This window comes from Deinococcus malanensis (assembly GCF_014647655.1).
Classification (GTDB): Bacteria; Deinococcota; Deinococci; order Deinococcales; family Deinococcaceae; genus Deinococcus; species Deinococcus malanensis.
Window position 1 is genome coordinate 59,788 of the sequence record NZ_BMPP01000011.1, and the last position, 19,450, is coordinate 79,237.

The 19,450-nt window shown below is 64.9% G+C and carries 19 protein-coding genes, 1 tRNA gene and 2 pseudogenes; 8 read left to right on the top strand and 14 right to left on the bottom strand.

Translation table 11 applies throughout. The annotated features are described in order from the left end of the window. Positions 1 to 12 precede the first annotated feature (12 nt). Positions 13 to 897 (top strand): DMT family transporter, encoded by an 885-nt coding sequence (locus IEY49_RS13295; RefSeq protein ID WP_229780793.1) that lies wholly within the window; start codon positions 13 to 15, stop codon positions 895 to 897. A 100-nt stretch (positions 898 to 997) separates the two neighbouring features. Here the strand turns inward: IEY49_RS13295 and IEY49_RS13300 are convergent, their stop codons facing one another. The 3 genes from IEY49_RS13300 to IEY49_RS13310 are packed head-to-tail and all read right to left on the bottom strand — an operon-like array spanning position 998 to position 5,323. After that, entirely contained in the window at positions 998 to 2,914 is a 1,917-nt protein-coding gene (locus tag IEY49_RS13300; protein WP_189009576.1) for a coiled-coil domain-containing protein, read from the bottom strand. Between the two features lie 43 nt (positions 2,915 to 2,957). Then, complete coding sequence (locus tag IEY49_RS13305; protein WP_189009579.1) at positions 2,958 to 4,601, bottom strand: hypothetical protein; 1,644 nt, start codon at positions 4,599 to 4,601, stop codon at positions 2,958 to 2,960. Then, on the bottom strand, positions 4,598 to 5,323 hold the full coding sequence (locus IEY49_RS13310; protein WP_189009582.1) for a roadblock/LC7 domain-containing protein: 726 nt from the start codon (positions 5,321 to 5,323) through the stop codon (positions 4,598 to 4,600). The genes IEY49_RS13305 and IEY49_RS13310 overlap by 4 nt, the downstream gene beginning before the upstream one ends. Before the next feature lie 125 nt (positions 5,324 to 5,448). Here IEY49_RS13310 and IEY49_RS13315 point away from each other — a divergent pair. Next, positions 5,449 to 5,525, top strand: a tRNA-Arg gene (locus IEY49_RS13315). Positions 5,526 to 5,985: 460 nt separating this feature from the next. On the opposite strand, the pseudogene IEY49_RS21885 reads toward IEY49_RS13315, so the two are convergent. From IEY49_RS21885 to IEY49_RS21475, 4 genes and pseudogenes are all read right to left on the bottom strand, one after another. Further along, a pseudogene (locus tag IEY49_RS21885) lies at positions 5,986 to 6,810 on the bottom strand (NAD(P)/FAD-dependent oxidoreductase); the annotation flags it as partial. Then, positions 6,807 to 7,406, bottom strand: a complete 600-nt coding sequence (locus tag IEY49_RS21465; protein WP_308424662.1) for a hypothetical protein — start codon at positions 7,404 to 7,406, stop codon at positions 6,807 to 6,809. The gene IEY49_RS21465 and the pseudogene IEY49_RS21885, both read right to left, overlap by 4 nt. Next, positions 7,373 to 7,633 carry a hypothetical protein gene (locus tag IEY49_RS21470; RefSeq protein WP_229780796.1) on the bottom strand — a complete coding sequence of 87 codons (261 nt, stop codon included), beginning with the start codon at positions 7,631 to 7,633 and terminating at the stop codon, positions 7,373 to 7,375. The genes IEY49_RS21465 and IEY49_RS21470 overlap by 34 nt, the downstream gene beginning before the upstream one ends. A 24-nt stretch (positions 7,634 to 7,657) precedes the next feature. Further along, positions 7,658 to 7,885, bottom strand: a complete 228-nt coding sequence (locus IEY49_RS21475; protein ID WP_229780797.1) for a hypothetical protein — start codon at positions 7,883 to 7,885, stop codon at positions 7,658 to 7,660. A 551-nt stretch (positions 7,886 to 8,436) separates the two neighbouring features. On the opposite strand from IEY49_RS21475, the gene IEY49_RS13330 reads away from it, so the two are divergent. Both IEY49_RS13330 and IEY49_RS13335 read left to right on the top strand, forming a co-directional pair. After that, positions 8,437 to 8,733 (top strand): hypothetical protein, encoded by a 297-nt coding sequence (locus tag IEY49_RS13330; protein ID WP_189009837.1) that lies wholly within the window; start codon positions 8,437 to 8,439, stop codon positions 8,731 to 8,733. A 44-nt stretch (positions 8,734 to 8,777) separates the two neighbouring features. Further along, complete coding sequence (locus IEY49_RS13335; protein WP_229780798.1) at positions 8,778 to 9,941, top strand: M28 family peptidase; 1,164 nt, start codon at positions 8,778 to 8,780, stop codon at positions 9,939 to 9,941. A 272-nt stretch (positions 9,942 to 10,213) separates the two neighbouring features. Here IEY49_RS13335 and IEY49_RS13340 read toward each other — a convergent pair whose 3' ends face one another. The 6 genes from IEY49_RS13340 to tkt all read right to left on the bottom strand — a co-directional run bounded on the left by IEY49_RS13340 (position 10,214) and on the right by tkt (position 15,684). Further along, complete coding sequence (locus IEY49_RS13340) at positions 10,214 to 10,414, bottom strand: hypothetical protein (protein ID WP_189009585.1); 201 nt, start codon at positions 10,412 to 10,414, stop codon at positions 10,214 to 10,216. Continuing rightward, positions 10,404 to 10,781 (bottom strand): TNT domain-containing protein, encoded by a 378-nt coding sequence (locus tag IEY49_RS13345; protein ID WP_189009588.1) that lies wholly within the window; start codon positions 10,779 to 10,781, stop codon positions 10,404 to 10,406. The genes IEY49_RS13340 and IEY49_RS13345 overlap by 11 nt, the downstream gene beginning before the upstream one ends. A gap of 235 nt (positions 10,782 to 11,016) precedes the next feature. Next, positions 11,017 to 11,256 carry a hypothetical protein gene (locus tag IEY49_RS13350; RefSeq protein WP_189009591.1) on the bottom strand — a complete coding sequence of 80 codons (240 nt, stop codon included), beginning with the start codon at positions 11,254 to 11,256 and terminating at the stop codon, positions 11,017 to 11,019. 133 nt (positions 11,257 to 11,389) lie between these two features. Further along, the gene (locus IEY49_RS13355) at positions 11,390 to 12,460 is read right to left on the bottom strand and encodes a DUF1963 domain-containing protein (RefSeq protein WP_189009594.1); all 1,071 of its coding nucleotides are present in this window, start codon (positions 12,458 to 12,460) and stop codon (positions 11,390 to 11,392) included. A 210-nt stretch (positions 12,461 to 12,670) separates the two neighbouring features. Beyond that, entirely contained in the window at positions 12,671 to 13,534 is an 864-nt protein-coding gene (locus tag IEY49_RS13360; RefSeq protein WP_189009597.1) for an alpha/beta fold hydrolase, read from the bottom strand. A 185-nt stretch (positions 13,535 to 13,719) separates the two neighbouring features. Next, positions 13,720 to 15,684 (bottom strand): transketolase, encoded by a 1,965-nt coding sequence (gene tkt, locus IEY49_RS13365; RefSeq protein WP_189009600.1) that lies wholly within the window; start codon positions 15,682 to 15,684, stop codon positions 13,720 to 13,722. Positions 15,685 to 16,064: 380 nt separating this feature from the next. Here tkt and IEY49_RS13370 point away from each other — a divergent pair, with 380 nt between their 5' ends. The 3 genes and pseudogenes from IEY49_RS13370 to IEY49_RS13380 form a co-directional block, all read left to right on the top strand. Next, a complete protein-coding gene (locus IEY49_RS13370; RefSeq protein WP_189009602.1) occupies positions 16,065 to 16,991 on the top strand; it encodes a GNAT family N-acetyltransferase in 927 nt (308 codons plus the stop codon). A gap of 104 nt (positions 16,992 to 17,095) precedes the next feature. Beyond that, positions 17,096 to 17,554: a bleomycin resistance protein gene (locus IEY49_RS13375; RefSeq protein WP_229780799.1), complete on the top strand. Its 459-nt coding sequence runs from the start codon at positions 17,096 to 17,098 to the stop codon at positions 17,552 to 17,554. Positions 17,555 to 17,603: 49 nt separating this feature from the next. Beyond that, positions 17,604 to 18,167, top strand: a pseudogene (locus IEY49_RS13380) (IS5 family transposase); the annotation flags it as partial. A gap of 34 nt (positions 18,168 to 18,201) precedes the next feature. Here IEY49_RS13380 and IEY49_RS13385 read toward each other — a convergent pair. After that, complete coding sequence (locus tag IEY49_RS13385; protein ID WP_189009604.1) at positions 18,202 to 18,615, bottom strand: HIT family protein; 414 nt, start codon at positions 18,613 to 18,615, stop codon at positions 18,202 to 18,204. Between the two features lie 105 nt (positions 18,616 to 18,720). Here IEY49_RS13385 and IEY49_RS13390 point away from each other — a divergent pair, with 105 nt between their 5' ends. Then, on the top strand, positions 18,721 to 19,446 hold the full coding sequence (locus tag IEY49_RS13390) for a class I SAM-dependent methyltransferase (RefSeq protein WP_189009607.1): 726 nt from the start codon (positions 18,721 to 18,723) through the stop codon (positions 19,444 to 19,446). Positions 19,447 to 19,450 lie beyond the last annotated feature (4 nt).

The following is a 19,450-nucleotide window of genomic DNA, read 5'->3' on the forward strand; positions in this document are numbered from 1 at the left end:
ACACTGCGCGGCGTGACTGCTGTCCGTACCGCCGAGCTTCCGCACCCCCACGCCGGGCTGGCATGGGGGCTGGCCGCCGCTCTGGCTTTTTCCACCCTGGGAATCTGGGGCAAGCTGGCCACCCAGGCGGGTCTGAGCAGCTACAGCACCCTGGGATTACGCTTCGGGCTGGTGGCCCTGGTGCTGCTGCCGTTCACCGGTGGCCTGAGCCCGGCAATGCGCCGGCGCATGCTGGGGGTCGGGGTGCTGTATGCCCTGGCCACGACCTGTTTTTTTGGTGCGCTCGACCGCATCAGTGCCGGCACAACGGGGCTGCTGCTGTACCTGGCACCGGCCTTCGTGGTGCTGCTGGGCTGGGGCCTGGGACGCCGCCCCGGCGGCGCGCAACTGGGCGCCGTGGCACTGGCGGCCGGGGGCCTGGGACTGGTCGTGGGCCTGCCGGGAGCGGCGGACCATAATTTGGCCGGGTTGCTGCTGGGCGCCGGGGCGGGGGCACTGTACGCCGTCTACCTGATGGCTTCCGAACGCTGGCTGAGCGGCGCGCCCGCACTGGGCAGTACCGCGCATATGGCTCTGGTGGCTGGCGTCTACTTTACCGGGCTCTCGGGGCTGGAAGGCACCTTGCAGGTGCCGGACAGCGCAGCGCAGTGGACCGCCGTGCTGGGCATGGCAGCCATTCCGACGCTGATAGCGGTGCCGGCGCTGTACAGCGCCGTGCGTCACCTCGGCGCGGCGCGGGCCAGCCTGCTGGGAACCCTGGAGCCGCTATTCACGGTGCTGCTGGCCTTCTTCGTGCTGGGCGAGGCCCTGCGTCCGGGGCTGCTGATCGGCGGGGCACTGATTCTGGCCGGCGCGGTGCTGTCCCAGCGCCGGCCAGAATCAGTGCCCCGGCCCTGAAGGGCCCAGAAGTGGAACAGAACAGAAGCGGCAGGGAACAGAAAAGGGGGCCCCTGGTCTGTTCGCCAGAGGTCCCGCTCGTTTAATCCCTGCGTCCTGCTCAGGCCTGACCGGTCTCCAACCAGCGCATAGCGACCTGTTCCAGGGTGTCGCGTTTCACGGCGCGGGCCAGCCGCCAGCCGCCCGGCATAGCAGCCCGCGCCGCCCAGTCGTGTGAGGCATCCCGGAAGTCCAGTGCGGTGATCCCCAGTGTCCCGGCCTGTGTCAGTAATGCCACGATCTCTTGTGCGGCGGCGTCGTCTGAGCCGTCCACGATCCGGCCCGACTCGACCACCCAGGACTCCAGCGCCTCATCCTGGGCTGACTCCGTGGCTGTGGCGGTAGCCACAGCCGGGCTGTCCACCGCGCCGCCAAAAAGGTCGGCGTCGCCCCCGCCCATATCGAACACACCCAGCAGCCCGCTCAGTGCGTCCTGGCCAAAGGTCGAGGTGACTTCCTGGGCGGCCCGGTACTCGGCGTGGGCCTCAGCCAGCAGGGCCTCGGCTTCTTCCAGGGCCTGGGCATACCGCTCACGGGCCTCGGCACTCATGGGGCCCAGGCGGCGCTGGGCACGCAGGGAGTCGGCCAGCCGGCCCAGGCGCTGGGTGGTCTCGCCGGCCAGCCCACGAACGGTGTCGTATTCGCGAACCACGTGATCCGCGCGGGCGTCGAAGTCCTCGCGCTGCTGTGCGGCGGCGCCCATGTAGCGTTCCAGGACGGTCCACAGCGGCGTGAGGTCCATGGCCTCGCCGGCGGCCACACGGGTCTGGGCGTCGGCAATCAGGGGAGCAAGTTCCTCTCCGGCACCCGCCACATCGCGTGCTGAGCGTTCCAGGTCCAGCAGTTCGCGCTGCACGGCCAGCAGCTGTCCGGCGGCGCCCCCCTCGGCCAGGGCCTGACGGGCACTGCGCAGTTCCAGCAGTTCGTCGTTGATCAGCGTGCCGCCCTGCAGGCTGTTGCGGGCAGCGTCGAGCACCACGCGCACATCGGCCCCGGCACTGAGCGATTCCAGCTCGGCTTCCAGAGCCTGGAATTCGCTGCGCTGGGCGTCGATCAGCTCGGTGCGGGCCTGCGCCAGCTCATTGCGCCAGGCCTCGACCACCTCGGCGGTAAGCTGTCCGGCCTGCTGCTGGGTGCGCAGGACGTCACGGCGGGCCTCCAGTTCAGGGCGGGCGCGCAGCAGCGGCGCGAAGTCGCGTTCCACACGCGAGAACAGCTGCGCGCTGTGCTCCTGTTCCAGTGCCAGCACGCGGGCCTGGGCTTCGGGGTCCAGGGCCACGGGAGCCGCCCCGTCACCCACCGGCTGTACCACCGACGATTCGAGCAGTTTGCGCAGCTTGAAGGTGATGCCGCGCGCCCGCTCGACCTCGGCCGGCAGCAGGGTGCCCTGCGTCTGCGCCTCGTCGATCTGGGTCAACAGGGTCTCGAGGCGGCGCACCTCGCGGCTGCCCATGCCCTCGACCCGTTTGAAGGTGGCGCGCAGTTCGGCCAGGTCCTGGGCCTGGGCGACCAGGCCTTCTTCCAGGCGCCGGGCCATCCCGGCCAGCAGGGTGTGGCCCTCCTGCACCAGCGCGCTGATATCGCGTCCGCCCTTCTCCTCCTCACGGGCCACGCCGATCAGGCCGCGCAGGCGCTGCATCTCCGGCCAGTCGAAGTACAGCGAGAAGCGCCGCGAGGCATCTTCAAGCTCCGGGAGCGGGCTTTCGGCCATGTTGGGCAGCAGGCGCTCCTGGGTGGATTTCATCAGCTCGTTGAGCACCTCGGACACCCGTTTCTTGGCCAGGGGCGCAGGAACGCTCAGCTGCAGACGCTTGAACACCTCGCGCTTGAGGATGTCTTCGAGGGTTGCGACATCCAGGTCACCGACCGATTTGCCGCGGCTCTGGGCAGCGTCCTGCATGATGCGCTCGAGCGCGCGCGGCGAGACAAGGTCCCCGAGCATCTTGATCGGCAGACGTGACAGGCCACCCGAGGTCATGCGGCGCTCCTGTGGGTCGGGGTCATACGGCGGTTAGTCAGGGTCATAGGTCATCATCCCAGTCCAGGCTGGCGTCCTGTGTGTCATTCTTCGCGCTTGCCCCTCGGCCCAGCAGGCCGAACTGCTCACACAGCCCCCGGAAGCCGAAGGCCAGCAGGCCGATGGCCCCAGCCGTCAGCAGGGCCCACATCGGCAGGGCGTAGGCCCCCTGCGACAGGCTGAAATTCAGCAGGCTGCGCAGCGGCCCGACCCCCAGCAGGTCACCCAGTCCGCCCAGCAGGCCAAACAGGCCTTCGAGCAGTGTGGGCAGCAGCAGCAGCACCAGCCCGCCCGCGATGGCCCGCCAGTAGGTGTTGCGCCCACCGAAGGCCAGGTTCAGCAGGTACAGAGGCACGACCGACAGCAGGGCCAGCAGCAGGAAGGTCAGCACCCGCACCCAGCCGCTAAAGCCGCGGGCCACCCCGCCGGAGACCCGGTCCAGGACGCTGGCCGGCTGCCCGGCTACTGTACGTTCGAGGTTGCTCAACCCACCGATCAGAGCCTGCACATCCGAGGGCCGCAGCACCGACCGGGCCCCGGCGCTGCGCACATCAGCGAGCAGACGGTCATAGCCCGCTGCCCCGCGCAGCGACGAGGGGGCTCCAGCCAGCGCCCGTTCTGCCTGGCCCAGCTGCGCCCGCGCGGTGTTCAGGTCCGCGTGACTGGCGGAACTCAGGGCGCGTCCTAATGCAGCGTAGGCGCCGTTAAGCCCGGCGGGCGCCGCGATGACCGTGATGTTGCCCGGCGCCGTGTCTGCCGCCGGAGAGGCTGGAGGCACGGTGGCCGGCGTGGAGTTGGCGGCTGTGGCTGGATTGGAAGGGCTGGCTGACCCGGCAGGGGTGCCTGCGCCCTGCGCTGGGCTGGCCGCCGGTGCAGCGGGCGTGGCTCGCCGGTCAGGCGGGCTGACCAGGGTCGCATTCAGCGCCCGGGTGCCGGCCCGCAGGGTCGCCAGCGACTGGTTGAGCGCCGCCGTGTCGCCGCCCGTCAGCTGCCGCAGGGCCTCTCCGAACTGCGCGACCTTCAGGGTGGTGCCCGGTGCGTCCTGCACCACCGTGAACCAGCCCGTGGCCCGCACCAGATTCAGGTACGAGGCGGTGCTCTGTTCGGCGCGGGTGCCCTGCAGCGCCGCACTGACCTTCTGCGCCGCCGTGCGTTGCAACCTCCAGGCCACGCGCTCCAGGTTACCGGCACGTGCGTCCTTTATGACGGCCTGCGCGGCCGCGCCCTGCAGACCGAACTCACGGGTCAGCAGCCTCAGCTGCGCGCTGCCGTTGGCCGGCTGCCCGCCCAGTCCGGCCAGGGTCTGGTCGTACAGGGCCTTACGCATCAGGCCACGCGCCAGCTGTACCTGCGCCTGCAGTTCAGCCGGCGTGCGGGCCAGCGAGGCGCGTGCGGCACCCAGTGAATCTTCCAGCCCCGAAACGATCTGCCGGTTGCGCAGCGTGGGGGCCAGGGTGTCGAGCGCCTGCTGCGCGCGGTCAAGCTGCGTCAGCGCCGCAGCAGCGGAGGAGGACCGCACTGCTGCTGCCTGATCCAGGCTGGCGGCCAGCCGCCCGTAGGCAGTAAGATCCTGCGCCCCAGCCGACCCGGCCCCAGCGACCAGAAGGGCCACGTGCAGCACGCTCAGGCGCTGAAGGGGGCTGGTCATGCGCTCACCTGGACCTGCCGCAGTTCCACCAGCAGACGGCCCACATTGACCTGGGGCCCAGCCACGACCGCCACGCAGTAGGCACCAAGGGGCCGGACGCACACGGTCTGACCGCCCAGTTCGGCGGCCATCAGGCTCAGGCCCTGCTTCTGGAACAGCATGGCAGTGGCCGCCACCGCCCCACTGAGCCTGGAAGCGTCCTGTAGGGCTCGCATGCTCAGTACTTCGCCGCTGGAACGGCAGATCATGATGCCCTGCACGCCGTTGAGCCGGGCCAGTTCCAGAATCAGCGCCTCCTGCTCCTGGGGGTTTTCAAGGCGGTAGCTGCGGGCGATCAGGCCGCTGGTGTACTCGGGATCGTCGAATTCGAAATCGTCTGCCGAGAGATTCAGATCCACCCAGCCTCCGTGGGTTACCTCTGGGCTTTCGTCCCACGCGGCGTAGGGCTCCAGTTCCTCAAACAGCGTAGGGGCTTTGGGGTACTGCGAGGCCAGCTGAGCGGACAGGCGCTGCAGTTCCTGACGGGCACGGCCGGCCGGCATGGCCGAAGACAGCCGCGTGAGCAGCGACCCGGACAGAACTTTCTGCATTTCCTGCGCGGTTACTGTATCTGGCTGAACATTCTGCTCCCGCAGCGCCGCGCGCAGCATGGTCTCGGCGGCCCGTTCGGATACAACGCCTGATAAGGCGCGCGCAATCATGGTGTACACGGCATTGGTCATGAGAACCTCAAGGAAGTATAAGAGGACGTTACTTACATTTTTGTCTCATGCACAAGGTCTTAGCATCTTCCAGACGGCGCTGCAGCGCCTGCTATACTCCCGTCGCCTGTGCCTGAGCCAGCCACGCACTCGTAGCTCAGTTGGATAGAGCAGCCCCCTCCTAAGGGGCAGGCCACTGGTTCGAATCCAGTCGAGTGCACCACATGCAGGACGAAGAATCCCCCGGAACTCCGGGGGATTCTTCGTCCTGATTTCTGGTCGTTGCCCAGACGGTCTTTTTCAGGCTGACTAGGGGAGACCCTGGACGCCTGGACTTTACTCCTTAAGGTCAGCCAGTCGAGCAGCACGCGTGCTCCACCCGCTTTCGTAGGCATATACCACACGAAGAACAGCAAGCGCAGGAGCCAGCCCAGCCGGCCAGTGAACTGCAGGCCCTTGAGTTCGGTGATGCCGTTGCCTACCGCGAAGGCCGCGCCCTGGCCCAGACCGCGGTAGGCGAAGGCCCGTGGGCTGCGTCCACGGATCGTGCGGCCAATGTTGCTGCCGGCGCACATGCCATGCTTCATGGCCCACAGTGCATTGGTGGGGCAGGGTTCGCCGGTGACGGGATGAATGACGTGTGCGGCGTCTCCGCCAGCCCAGATGTTGGTGTGTCCCACCACCCGCAGGTGCGAGTCGGTGAGCAGTTGGCCGCTGGCATGGCGGGGCAAGTCGTTGAGACCGGAGATATCCTGCGCACTTACCCCAGCCGTGACGAGGATCAGATCGGCAGCGACGAAGGTGCCGTCGTTCAGCCGCGCGCCAAGGGAAGTCAGTTCCTGAACCCGCACCTCGGTTTGTATCTCGATGTTCCGGGCGCGGAGGGTCCGTTCGGCTTGGTTCGCCAGGTGGTTGAATCTGGGCCGCAGGCTGGTGAGCAGCGCCGGGGTGGCTGATGCCAGCCATATCTGAAGTTCCTGCGGGGTATAGCGCTCGCGCAGGGCGGCAGTCATCTCGACGCCAGCAAACCCACCCCCGATGACAAGGGCGCGGGCACCAGCCGGGCGCCAGGCCTCGAGATGCGCATACAGCCGGTGCATGTCTCGGCTGTCCTTGAGGCACCAGCCGTATTCGCGTAACCCCGGCAGGCGCACGAAGGGGTCGCGGGACCCGACGCCCACCAGCAGATGGTCATAGGAAAGCTCCGCGAATTCCCCAGTTTCCTGAAGCACCTGAACGCATTGCCTGGTGGTGTCCACGTGCTGTGCACGTCCCAGAACGATCCTGGCGTGGGGAAGCACTGTACGCAGGGGTGTCAGGGTGTGCTCAACGGGAAGCAGACCGGCGAGCACCTCACCAGTCCAGCCACGAAAGGTGTGATGTGGGTCGGGGGTGACCAGCGTAATCCGCACCCGTCCCGCGCGAACGTCGGCACCGACAGTGCGCATCAGGGCCCGGTAGGCATCGATATTGACGAAGCCACCACCAAGGAGGACGACGTGGGTCATGCCAGGCTCAGCTGCGGCGAACGAGGAGCAGGCGTGTTCAGCGGACGGCTGAAGCTGTGGGGCGGGGCGATGTGGAAACCCAGGTGTGAATACCGCTGCGCAAGGCTGACCATATGCTCTGCCTGATCCACCGTGGACGCACCGATCGAGAAGTGTCCCCGGTGCCCGCTGAGGCCCAGCAGCAGGGTCTCGGCCAGACAGGCGTAGGCAACGCCGCGGGGCAGACCGATGCTGCCCCGCATGTAATTGCCTGGGATTTCAACCAGTCCACCATCCAGGATGGTGACGTCCAGACGGGTGTCGAGCAAAGACGCGTCGGTGTTGCGTGGCTGGGTATCGTCAAGGACCACTGCGCCGGGCTTAAGGTGTTCGCTGCGCAGAACAGCGTCGGTTGCACTGGTAAGCAGCACAACCAGATCTGCCTTCCGCACGTCGCTCATATCCAGGGTGGCGTGCGCGTCGGCCCCACCGCTGACCAGATCATCTCGCAAGGCATGAAGTCGCTGCGCGTTGCGGGCCACCAGGGTCAGCCGACCGTGGTGACGGCGCGCAAGCATACGCGTCAGGCAGGCCCCCACGCTGCTGGTTGCACCCACCAGGGCGATGTGCGCCCCGGCCGGATCAGAGGTGTAGGCCAGGGCTTGCTGGACCCCTGCAGGGTCATGGCCGCCGTAAACGCATTGCCATTGGTGACGCCGATATCGGTACGGTGCGCCAGGGTTTCGCCGCCCCCGGCTGCCAGAGCATTGAGACCACCCAGTCCGACCGTTTGGGCCCCCAGGTCGCGGGCGCGGTCCACCGCGGCCTCGAGTTTCGCCTGCACTTTCGGGCGAGGCAGATGCAGAAGTTATCCCGCACTGAGAGGCACGGTAATCAGGTGGGCAGCCACCTCCTCTGGAGCGTCGGTGTAGCGGATCTGGCCGGTCACGAGCGGCGGTACCGGAAGGTGTTGCAGGCCAGCCGTGTAAATCCCGTTGGGAAGCCGCGCCAGCAGCGGATGAAACAACTGCCCAAGGTCAGCGGCGACGTTGACCCGGGGATGAATCAGAAAGGCAACAGGATGGCGGTTCTTCACCGTTTCATAATGGAATCTTTATAAGAACTTTTCCACAAAACTTGACCATGACAGGACCATCTGTCGTTCAGGACACCAAAAAACCTAAACGGCCCTGCTATTATGGAGCGATAGGCTGACAGCTTCGTAGGGGACCGTGATGTGAGCTCAAGTGAGCCGCATGTCACCTGACGGTCCGGTTTTCATTCAGGTGGACGTTGCAGACTGGCCCGGTGGCGTCCGCCCCGGCAGGTGGCGCGGGGCCAGGCCTCCCGGGAATTCCAGAAGCGACCGCAGCGCCAGTGCCGGTCAGCTCCACGGCAGGACCACGGTGGTGTCCTGTGCTGGGGTTGCTTCCGCCATCTGCTGCACCGCAGGGTATGGTGCAGTGGTGGGCAGCCGAGCAGCAAGCAGCTGACCGGTGGTCCTCAGCGCGAAGCCCTCCTCCCCGGTGCGGGGACCTGGCCCCGGAATCGGCCCAGACCGCCAGGAAGGCAGGTCAGGAGGCGTCTTCCTTCAGGGTCCTCGGGCGTGAGCTGGGCGCTGAGGGTCCCGATCAGAAGATCCCTGTTATGGAGCGTGAGCAAGGCTCCTGCGGCAGCTTCACCACTTACATCACCCCGCAGCAGGAGTGTAAGCAGGCGTTTCTGACGGTGTCCGCGGCGCAGGAGGCCGCGGACGCGCTGCGTGACGATGAGCCTGCCAGCGTCCTGACACTGACAGAGGAGCTGGGCTGGCCGCGGGCCCAGCTCCTCTGCAGCCGGTTCCACACAGTCCAGGAACTGTCGTCCCCGACGGTCGTACTAGGCATATGGAAGATCAACATCACGCTGGGGTCGGAGGCTGGGGCGCACGTCCCACAACCGTGACAGATGGCGGAGTGTTTGGCCCCACAGCATGCTTTTCTGAAGACATGCAAACCTGGAAACTGGGCGCCCTAATGGGCGCGCTGATGTTGGCGTCCTCCGCGCTGGCCAACATCGAGGATGACTTGACCACCGTCGTGAAGTTCGGTCCCCGCGTGGCCGGTAGTGAAGCCAACGAAAAGGCGCGCGCCTACTTCGAGGCACAGTTCCAGGCCCTGGGCTACACCACCCGCCGGGACGTCTTTACCTACCCCCGTTTCGATGATCTGGGCTCGGACGTGCGGCAGGGAACCCAGACACTGACTGGCCGGGCGCTGGAAGGCAGCACCGGCGGGGGGGTGACCGCCAGGGCCGTGCGGGTTCCGGGTGTGGGCACGCCCGAGAACTTCAGGGCAGTCAATGTCCGTGGTCAGGTGGCGGTGGTGCAACGTGGCCAGATTCCCTTCCTGGAGAAGGCCAGGAATGCCCTGGCGGCCGGCGCGGCCGGGCTGATTGTGGTGAACACCGAGGCCAAGGAACTGCAGGGCCGTCTGGGTGAGCGGGTGGAACTCCCGGCCCTGGCGGTAACCAGTACAGCCGGCGCGGCGCTGCGCAATGGCCAGCCCGTCACCCTGAATGTGCGGGTGCGCGACGGCGAGGTACGCGGCGTGAACGTCGTGGCGTTCAAGTCGGGCGTGACCCGTCCTGAGATCCTGTTTGGCGGGCACATGGATTCGGTGTTCCGTTCCCCGGGCGCCAATGACAACCTGTCAGGCACGGCGGCCGTGGTGGAGATCGCGCGGCGCACGGTCAATACCCCGATGGGGCAGCGCAGCTACTTCGTCCTGTTCGACGGCGAGGAGGACGGCCTGCGCGGCTCACGCGCCTTTGTCAAGGAGAACCCGGCGCTGGTGCAGGGGCTCAAGGCTATGTTCAACTTCGACATGGTGGGCGTGAACGTGACGCCGCTGAACGTGTCCGGTGAGAGCCGTCTGGTGGACATTGCGCGTCAGGCTGCCCAGATCGCCGGCTCATCCCCGGACCGGGGCGGCAGTGACCAGGCACCATTCGCGCAGATGGGCATTCCGACACTGTTCTTTCACCGGGGGCTGGACGCCAACTACCACCAGCCCAGCGACACCCTGGTCGATCCGCAACTGGTCCGGGCAACCGTGGACGCTGCCCTGAAAACCGCCGACGCGGCGTTGGCAGCGGTGCCTGCGGGGCGGTGATCCAACCAGAAAGTGGTTCTGCTGAACCAAGTGGTCCTGCCTCACGCCGCATATCGGTCTGAAGAGTAAGCATTTTCTGGGAACTGCGCAGCGTGAAGGATTCCTGACGTTGAGTAGTTCCCACCCCCTTACGCCTGTTTCGCTCGCAGCCCTAACGAGCGCGCAGATTACTTCTCAATGTTCACCCTCTTTTAAATGGGTGCAGGATACATTCCGCCCATCTATCAGCAGCCCGGTTAATTGGCGTTGATCTGCTGCAGGTGCCGCACCTTCTACCAGAGGTATTCATGCAGGGCGGATTCACTATCAAACGTCTTTTCAATATCCAGATGCCCCCGCTTGTGGGAATACAGGCTCCATTTACCGTCAACCTTCCCCAGCAGATAGGTATCCGGCATAAACGAGTCAGAGTCGTAGAGGCTGGGAGATACGCCGGCATTGGTCAGGTTCTGGATCAGCTCTTCACGGGTCATGGCGTCCCCACTTCTTGCTTCCTGGCACGACCTTGACCCGCCGGAGCGCGCCCTGCTCAATCAGTTGCACGATCCTGCCAGGCAGGATGTACTGCCTGGCGCCGCCGACCTCACCGAACCACAGAGAGGCGGCGCCGCTCTTGACGTCGAGGGGCCTGAGCACCTCGTCGACATAATAATTCTCGTATCCCTCGGGACCGGCCAGAGCCCTGGAGCCAAAGCTGGGGCCCACAGGAGACACAAAGCGGCCTGTCGGTGCACCGTAGCGGTCGATCAGCGTTCCCGGCTGGAGCTTGAGGTCGATGACCTTGCCGATAAACCCGTCGTCCTTTGGCCACCCGTACGCCCAGTTCCTTAACTGGTCCATGGTGGGCTTTTTAAACGCCCATTGATCGCGGAAGTCATCGATCCCGGCGCCATGTTTCCGGGCCGCAGCGAGAATGGGGCCTGCAGCTGGCTGACCGTGGCACCTTCAGTGTTCAGCAGGACGGGGATTTCATCCCCTTTGAAACCGTAGTCCAACAAGGCCGACAGAAACTTCGTATTTCCACCTGTGCATTGCATCAGCTGTGTGTAGAGCTGTGGGGAGCCGACCCTGGCCGTCACCCGGCCTGCTGCTGAGTCTGAATGGCCGACGTGTCCTGCCGGATCAGCCCGGCCGCGCGAAGCACTGGCTGCGCAGCGCCACGCTGCAGGGCGACCGGACGAAGCGCGTGGGTCTGCAACTGCTGCCGCTGAGTGACAAAGCACCCAGCGGAAACCGAAGGCGCCGCAACCAGAGAAGTGACATCCGGCCTCTGCCTCTGTTTCTTGCGACGCTGGACGCTGACAGACTCGGCCATCCCGGCAGGCTACAATCTGCCGCTCCAGGACGTGTCCGAGCATGAGTTTTCTCTGCTTGAGTCAGGAAAATGGGTTGACACCAGGTGGTTGGAAAAGTCTGAGAGTGGTTCACGGGTGCGGTGCTGGTCACGTTCAGCAGCAGTCCCAGTGGAACACCACACGGCTGAAGTCGGCGCGTGTCAGATCATCCGGGTGAATAAAAAAGTTGGCGATGCCCACGTCGCCCCACATGAGACTCAGGTCATCGTCGCTGTCCAGCTGAAACAGCAGCACATGCGGATCATCCACGCTGCGCGGGTCGTGCTGGGTGAAGTTGGGATATCCGCCGAGCTTGTGGCCGCTTCCGGCCAGCAGGGCGTAGCGGTCCGACAGGTCGTCGGCGTTCACATCTTCGGTGTCGCCCAGCTCCCAGAGCGACTGCCCGACCAGCTGGTCAAAAAGCCGGTCGTCGCTGGTGACCGGTCCTGACCGCAGTTCACCGCGCAGCTCAAAAGTTAGGGTCGGGTCGTGGGGCAGGCCCAGGATGCTGTCGTCGCTGCCCGGCACCCCCACTGGAAGCGTCTGCTCCAGCCCCGCCGGGTCCGGGATGACCTCCGGGTGGTACAGCACGCGGTAATTCGCATCGTCGGCCAGGGACGTCATGTCCAGGGCCCCGTCAAAGTTCGCCCCGTAAAAGTCGTCGTCACGGATGAAGAACTGCACGATGCCCTGCTGCGGAAAACCCGCCAGGGGAGGCAACTCGGCAAAATTCAGCTGGGCCAGAAAGGCCAGCGGCTGACCGTCACTGGCCAGAGGCCAGGCGCTTCCCAGCGGCCGGTAGGGCACCCCGCCAAGTTTGCTGGTCCAGGGACTCATCGTCGGTCGGGGTGGGCTTCCCTTCAGGGCAACATACGGACGCACGCTGGCTTCCAGGACCTCACGGTAGGAGCTCAGGGCTTTGGGCAGGCGCAGAGCTGGCTGGGGCACGGCGCGTTTCTCCCGCTCACCTGCCACCGCGTCCATGTAGCCCTTGCGGCGTTTCTCAGCCAGTTTCTTCTGTGCTTCTGCCTGGGCCTCCTCAGGTGTGGCAAAGATCCTGACCTGCGTCTGGCCCTCCGTTCCGATGCGGCCATAGCGCACGGTCAAGGTACAGCCCTCGGCCCGGGCCTCGTAGAACTTATGCGCGCTGCCGCCCTCCTCGCTGAGTTCCAGGTATCTGTGCATGGTCGCCCCCATTCTGGCGCACCGGCACAGCTCGGCAGTCAAAAACTGCCTGCGTGCCCGAAGCGCACTGAAAAAGCGATTGATCGGCGGATGTGTAGAGCAACGATGCCAGGCAGATAGCCACAGGCAACGTGCAGACCAGGACCGAATTACCGTGAGGTGACCGGGGGCCCGGAGTCATCCTGTCAGCGGAAGGTCAGGCAACCCCCATCAGCTGGTCAGCTGCCGCAAGAAGGCCAGCCGGTGGTCCCGGACCGTCCTGGCCGTGGCACCGAGCCACATCAGGTGCAGGTCGCTGGGAATCTCCACACCAACGGCGTCCGGTAACTCGCGCAGCAGGCGTAAGGGCTGCTTCAGAGGAATGCTTCTGTCATATGGTGAATACATCACCAGGGTGGGTGTCCGGATGCGTTGCAGGTCCGGTGACACATGCCGGATGTCATTGAGGAAGCCGGCGCGCCCCGAGCTGAACGAACGCAGCAGCACCTGAATTTCCCGCTGGTCCGCTGGTGTCAGGCCTGCCATGACCTGCTGGACCGGACGGGTCGAAAGCTGACTGAGCATGAGGCGCAGCATGGGCCCCGGCGCGAGGCGCAGCAGCGCCCGGTTCAAGCGCCAGGTCCAGGTCTGTAGCCGTCCAAAAACCAGCCTTGCCAGACGCTGGACGCCCGGTTCCCACGGATCGACCAGCGCCGATTCCAGCACCAGCTGATCCACCCGCTCCGGATATTCGGCGGCCAGGGTCAGCGCGGTGGGCCCGGCCGCCGAGATCCCTATCACCCGCATACTGGAAATATTCAGGTGATCCAGCAGGGCCACGAGGGTCTTGGCCGCCTCATGGGCGGTCTCACCCAGGTCGGCGGGCGTGCTGTCGTACCCCGGGCGGGACGGAATCAGAACCGTGAATCCAGCCGCCGCCAGCTGTTCGTGACCCAGTCGGGTATCCCGGGAACAGTGCCCACCGTTAAGGACCATCACGACCGGGCCGGTACCGGACAGCTGGTATTCGACCGGGCCGCGCCATGTTCGGGCAATCTGGTGGGTGTTACGGACTCCGATTGATTCGTTTATCACACTCTTCCATTCGAGCGGAGCGGGGAGGAGCAGGGCGGGTTCCAGCCCTGAAGATGAGAAACTGGTGCTCTTCCGGTTTGTCGACGAGATAAACGGAAACCGTATGAGGCGCATAGGGCACCATTATCGGGACAGGCAAACGCCCAGCCATGCGGACATGACCGGGCGCTGCCAGAAGAGAAGCGTTACAGGACGCTTCTGACGACCTTCACCACGTTCTGCACGCTAAAGCCAAATTTCTCGAACAGCACCTTGGCCGGCGCGGACGCCCCGAAGGTGTCCATGCCGATCACCGGGCCGCCCTGTGTCCACTCGTACCAGGGGGCCTTGCTGGCGGCCTCGATGGCCACGCGTTTGACTCCAGGGGTCAGCACGCTGTCGCGGTAGCTGGCGTCCTGCGCGCGGAAGACTTCCATGCAGGGCATGCTGACCACACGGGCACCGATGCCTTCAGCTGCCAGGGCCTCGGCGGCGTCGAGCGCCAGGCTGACCTCACTGCCCGAGGCGATCAGGATCACCTGCGCGCCTCCCTCGGCGTCCCGGACCACATAGGCACCTTTTTTCACGCCGGCATGGTTGCGCGGCAGGATCGGCAGGTCCTGGCGTGACAGCGCGATGGCGGTGGGGCCCTTGTCGTATTCCAGCGCCATCTGCCACGCAGCGGCTGTCTCGTTGGCGTCGGCCGGACGGATCACGTGCGCGCCGGGCACGCTGCGCAGCATGGCCAGCTGCTCGATCGGCTGGTGGGTGGGGCCGTCCTCACCCAGGCCGATGGAGTCGTGGGTCAGGACGTAGGTGACCGGCTGCATCTGGATGGCACTGAGGCGGAAGGCCGGCTTGAGGTAATCCGCGAACACCAGGAAGGTACCCACCAGCGGGCGGATACCGCCGTAGAGGCTCAGACCGTTGCCGGCGGCGGCCATCCCGAACTCGCGCACGCCGAACAGCACGTTGCGTCCGCCCATATGGCCGGCCTGCATCTCGCCGCCGTCCTTGATGGTGGTCTTGGTGCTGCCCGACAGGTCCGCGCTGCCGCCCATCAGGCCGGGCACCACCTTGGCGAGCGCGTTGATCACTTCACCGCTGGCGTTGCGGGTCGCCACGGCCTTGCCCCCCACCTCGTAGCTGGGGAGCGTGTCGGCCAGGTTGGCGGGCAGTTCACGGTTCAGCATGGCGTCCACTTCGCGGCCCAGTTCTGGGTAGGCAGCTCGGTAGCCCTCCAGCAGGGCGTTCCACTCGGCCTCGTACCTCGCGCCGCGCTCGGTGGCGTCCATGTGGGCGCGGACCTCGTCCGGCACCGTGAAGGGGGGGTAATCCCAGCCCAGGGCCTGCTTGGTCTGCGCCACGCCCTCCTCGCCCAGGGGTTCGCCGTGGGCCTTGCTGGTGCCGGCGCGCGGGCTGCCGAACCCGATGACTGTGCGCACCTGAATCAGGCTGGGCTGCGCGGTGTTGGCCCGGGCGGCCGTAATCGCCTGACGGATCTGGTTCAGGTCATTGCCGTCTTCGACGCGCAGCACCTCCCAGCCGTAGGCGCGGAAGCGTGCGGCGGTGTCCTCAGACTCGGCCTTCTCGGTGGCGGTGTCCAGCTGGATCTGGTTGTCGTCGTGCAGCCAGATCAGCTTGCCCAGTTTCAGGTGCCCGGCCAGCGCGGCGGCTTCATGGTTGATGCCTTCCTGCAGGTCCCCGTCGCCCAGGATGGAATAGACGTAATTGTCGAAGATAGGGAACTCGGGGCGGTTGTAGCGCTCGGCGAGATGGGCCTCGGCCATGGCCAGTCCGACCGTCATGGCTGCGCCCTGACCCAGCGGTCCGGTGGTCGCGTCCAGGCCGGGCGTGTGGAAGAACTCCGGGTGACCGGGGGTCTTGCTGCCCCACTGGCGGAAGTTCTTCAGGTCCTCCATCGGCATGTCATAGCCGGTCAGGTGCAGAAGGCTGTAGATCAGCATGCTGGCGTGTCCAGCCGACAGGACGAAGCGGTCACGCCCGGCCCACTGTGATTGCTTCGGGTTGAAGCGCAGGAACTCCTGCCACACCACGTAGGCCATCGGGGCCATGCCCAGCGGCGCGCCAGGGTGACCGCTGTTGGCGGCCTGGACGGCATCGATAGACAGCGTGCGGATGGTGTTGATGCTCAGCTGCTCAGTTGACATAAACAGCAGTCTACCGGGCTGCCCGCAGATTGTCGGAAAGGCACTCTACGCAACATCGTTTTCACCTGCCGAATGCAAACGCCCCCGCCAAAGTGGCAGGGGCGCGGTCTGGTCTGGGGTTGGGGCTGCGACGAGTCCCTCCGGGCAGGGGAACAAGCACACCGATGGCGCTTCCGTTCCGGCAAGGACAGAATACGCCTGCCGCATAATTTCGTCAAGAGGTTCTGTGAATGGATCGTGAGTATAAGTCAGGCTGGATAACGAATCACATTGTCGGGCAGGGCAAGAGCGGGTCCCGGAGCCAGCGCATATGCAGAGATAGGCTATCGTGCCTAGTCGCGGAAGTCGCGCATTGAGGAGTGCTGCCGCAGCATGACGCCATGCCTGTTGCTCACGATCACTCTGCAGCTGTTCCATTCACCCTCAGACCTTTCCAGAATACGGACGCAAGTGCCGTCGCCCGGCTGGTCACCGAAGGTGTGCGCGGTCACTGGACCTATACCGAGGCGCAGTTCCGCGAGTCCCAGGACCCGGCACGCCGACGGCTGGTGGCTGTCAGGGGAGACCAGATCATCGCCACCGCGCACCTGTATCCCTTCGACCCAGCAACTCCCGATGCCCTGCGGCTGGACGTGGCCGGAGACCGGGTTGCCCTGACCCCGCTGTACCTGAGACTGCTGGCCGACCTGCCGGCTGGGTTTTCGCGCCTGCTGGGCGTGACCCGCGAGGACTTCACCGAGCAGATGGAGCTGTTTCAGACCGCTGGATTCCGCAATGCCTGGCAGTCGTGGGGGGCGCACCTCCCACTGAGCACCTTTGACTTCGAGAGGTTCTGGCCCCTGGAGGAACGCCTGTTTCTGCAGGGCTACGAGGCCGAGGCGCTGGACCCTGAAGTCCCGGAAAGCGACTGGGAAGTGATGGCGGCCCTGTACGCCCAGGGGGTGGCGGACGCCCCTCGCAATCCGACCACCCAGATGCGGAAATTATCCAGAAACGAGCTCCGTGACGTCATCCGCCGCGAGGAACGGGCCTTCGTGGTGCGCCTGCGTGGCGAGATTGTGACCCTGACCCGCCTGAAACCACGGGGCCAGGAGGTGGACAGTGAAATGACCGTGACCCACCCGGCACACCGGGCACGCGGTCTGGCGACCCTGGTCAAGGCGGACGCATTGCAGTGGGCCAGGGAGCAGGGCTTCCGCACGGCCGGGACCGGCGGCACCGTGCTGAACCTGCCCATGCTGCGGGTCAACACCCGGCTTGGCTATCAGGTCGAGCGCATGTGGATCACCTGGGAGCGCACAGTCTGAAAGCAGGCTACGGCGTGTACGCAAACGACGAATACGGCATTTCGAACCGTCGTTGTTGAGGAGTTCAGACTCAGGCTCTTCGCCTACTCTCTGCATACTGTGCTTTGATCACCAGCGTGAGTGAGGCGAATGGAAAGACACCAACTGGCGGATTCAACGCCCTCGTTCCAGAGTTTGATGTCTTCGACCTTCAACAGAGTTTGGATTTCTGGTGCGATGGTCTAGGCTTCGGGCTCGCATATCAGCGTCCTGAACAGGGTTTTGCTTATCTTGAGCGCGATGGGGCCCAGGTGATGCTCACTGTGATCACTGGCGAGTGGCAGACTGGACCGTTGGAATATCCATTGGGACGCGGCATCAACTTTGAGATCGGAGTAGCTCAGATCAACCCGCTCCTGGAAGGTTTAGAGCGAATCAGTTGGCCACTATTTGTCTCTCCTAGAGAGAAATGGCGGGTCACTGGAGATCGGGAAAGCGGCAACAGAGAATTTCTGGTGCAAGATCCCAATGGTTATCTCCTGCGCTTCTCGGAGAGTTTGGGAACAAGGCCTGTGACAGGGTAAAGCTCACCTGCCAAAACGTGCTCTGTAACCAGAGTACGACTGCTGCTAGGTGGAGCCGAAGGTCCGGGCGGCCCTGTACGAGCTGGGCGAGGAGAAGCAGCTGCTTGATCTCAGAAGAGGCCTTCATCGACGGAACCTTCAGTCCTGCCAAAAAAGGGGCGCGGGCGTCGGGCCCACCAAGAAAGGCAAAGGCACCAAAGTTTTGGTCATGGTGGACGCGAGCAGCGCGCCGCTCGCGGTACACGCGTGCAGTGCCAGTCGGGCAGAGGTCAAGTTCGTTCAGAAGACTCTGGACGCCTCGTTTGGGCTGGATTTCCCGAAGCGGCTGATCGGGGATAAGGCGTACAACAGTGATGCTCCGGACGCTGAGCTGGCAGCGGTGGTCGTGGAGATGATCGCACCGAACCGATGAAATCGGCGAAAAACGGAAGATGGACACCTGCTGCGCCGCTATCAGCGGCGCTGAAAGGTAGAAAGGACGATTGCGTGGTTGCAGAGCTTCAGACGGGTGCGCACCAGGGATGAAGTGAAGGCCCAGAATTTCCTGGGTCTGGTTCAGTTGGCCTGCATCGTCATTCTGCTTCGATTCCATTGTGCTTGTCCCGGTGATTGACGACTCCTACCTGACCACCGTGAGCGGTAGTCAGTCAAGTCCGCGGTAAGGAACGGCGCCGGTTCTCTACTGACTTCAGGTGACTGCGAATCCCCTGTCCGGCTCTTGGCTCGTCGCTGAAACGCGGCATGACGTGAAAGTGCGCGTGCATCACGTGCTGGCCCCCGACCTCGCCCACATTCCACCCGGCGTTGTATTCGTCTGGAGCGAGCGTGGCGTCCAGGTGCGCCTTTGCCTGGAGGAGCAACTCTTGCGTGGCGGCCCACTCCTGCGGCGTGAGATCGAACACCGTAGGGCGGTGGGCTTTCGGGACGATAATGCCCGCCCCTTCCAAGGCGCCCGTCTCGCTGGGTTTGATGCTCAGGAGGCAGAGGTGGTTTTCCAGAACGAAGGCGTCACGCCGAAGTTCAGCCTCATCACAGTAGGGACATGGAAGGTCTTCACGCATGATGGATTGAGGATAAGAGACGGGGCGGCGGAGTGAAGCCCAATCTTCCGTGTGGTCTGCCGGAGTATCTCTACAGTCCCCGTCGCCCAAACAGTATCCTGCTGCATGCGCGTGGCGAACCTGGAACAGCTCCTGGACACTCTGGACCAGCTGTTCGATGACGGCTCGGACTGGACCAGGCGTGACGCGTATGACCACTGGGCCCAGATTTTCAGCCGCCCGGATCACCCACTCAATTCTGATTTCCCGGACGTCAATCTGGTGGACTGGAGCCGGAGTGGGCTTCTGCCTGGAGGCGCGGGGCACAGTGCTCTGGATATCGGCTGCGGCCTTGGCCGGAACACCCGCTGGTTCGCGGGGCAGGGCTATCGGGCAGTCGGAATCGATATCTCACCTTTTGCGGTGACCGGGGCCCGGGAACGGTCGGCTGACTCGGACGCTACATATATGGAATGCGACGTCCTACGTGAAGGGATTCCGGGCGGGCCGTATGACGTGGTGTATGACTCTGGCTGCTTTCATCACCTCGCGCCCCACCGCAGACTCTCCTATTTCAGTGCTCTGGCCGCCTGTCTGAAACCCGGTGGGAGGTTTGGGATCTGCACGTTCGCACCGGGCAAGATGGGTTCCGACGGGGACGACCTCACGCTGTTACGGCAGGGCAGCCTTGAAGGCGGAATCGCCTACGGCCCTGAGGATCTGCGAGCCCTGTTCTCCTGGTTGGAACTGCTGGACTCAGGGCCTCTGCGCCTGCCGGAACAGGCAACGGAGGCTGTGTTTTCAATGGAGTTTCTGAATGCTGCCCTGTTTCGCCGTTCAGCGAAAGCGTGAACAG

Bases quoted from the DNA above. Each gene is read 5' to 3' on its own strand.
- IEY49_RS13305 (WP_189009579.1), bottom strand. From the start codon at position 4,601: ATGACCAGCCCCCTTCAGCGCCTGAGCGTGCTGCACGTGGCCCTTCTG.
- IEY49_RS13350 (WP_189009591.1), bottom strand. From the start codon at position 11,256: ATGGCCGAGTCTGTCAGCGTCCAGCGTCGCAAGAAACAGAGGCAGAGG.
- IEY49_RS13300 (WP_189009576.1), bottom strand. From the start codon at position 2,914: ATGACCTCGGGTGGCCTGTCACGTCTGCCGATCAAGATGCTCGGGGAC.
- IEY49_RS13345 (WP_189009588.1), bottom strand. From the start codon at position 10,781: ATGGACCAGTTAAGGAACTGGGCGTACGGGTGGCCAAAGGACGACGGG.
- tkt (WP_189009600.1), bottom strand. From the start codon at position 15,684: ATGTCAACTGAGCAGCTGAGCATCAACACCATCCGCACGCTGTCTATC.
- IEY49_RS13330 (WP_189009837.1), top strand. From the start codon at position 8,437: ATGGAGCGTGAGCAAGGCTCCTGCGGCAGCTTCACCACTTACATCACC.
- IEY49_RS13355 (WP_189009594.1), bottom strand. From the start codon at position 12,460: ATGCACAGATACCTGGAACTCAGCGAGGAGGGCGGCAGCGCGCATAAG.
- IEY49_RS13385 (WP_189009604.1), bottom strand. From the start codon at position 18,615: ATGCGTGAAGACCTTCCATGTCCCTACTGTGATGAGGCTGAACTTCGG.
- IEY49_RS13390 (WP_189009607.1), top strand. From the start codon at position 18,721: ATGCGCGTGGCGAACCTGGAACAGCTCCTGGACACTCTGGACCAGCTG.
- IEY49_RS13340 (WP_189009585.1), bottom strand. From the start codon at position 10,414: ATGACCCGTGAAGAGCTGATCCAGAACCTGACCAATGCCGGCGTATCT.
- IEY49_RS13335 (WP_229780798.1), top strand. From the start codon at position 8,778: ATGCAAACCTGGAAACTGGGCGCCCTAATGGGCGCGCTGATGTTGGCG.
- IEY49_RS13370 (WP_189009602.1), top strand. From the start codon at position 16,065: ATGCCTGTTGCTCACGATCACTCTGCAGCTGTTCCATTCACCCTCAGA.
- IEY49_RS13310 (WP_189009582.1), bottom strand. From the start codon at position 5,323: ATGACCAATGCCGTGTACACCATGATTGCGCGCGCCTTATCAGGCGTT.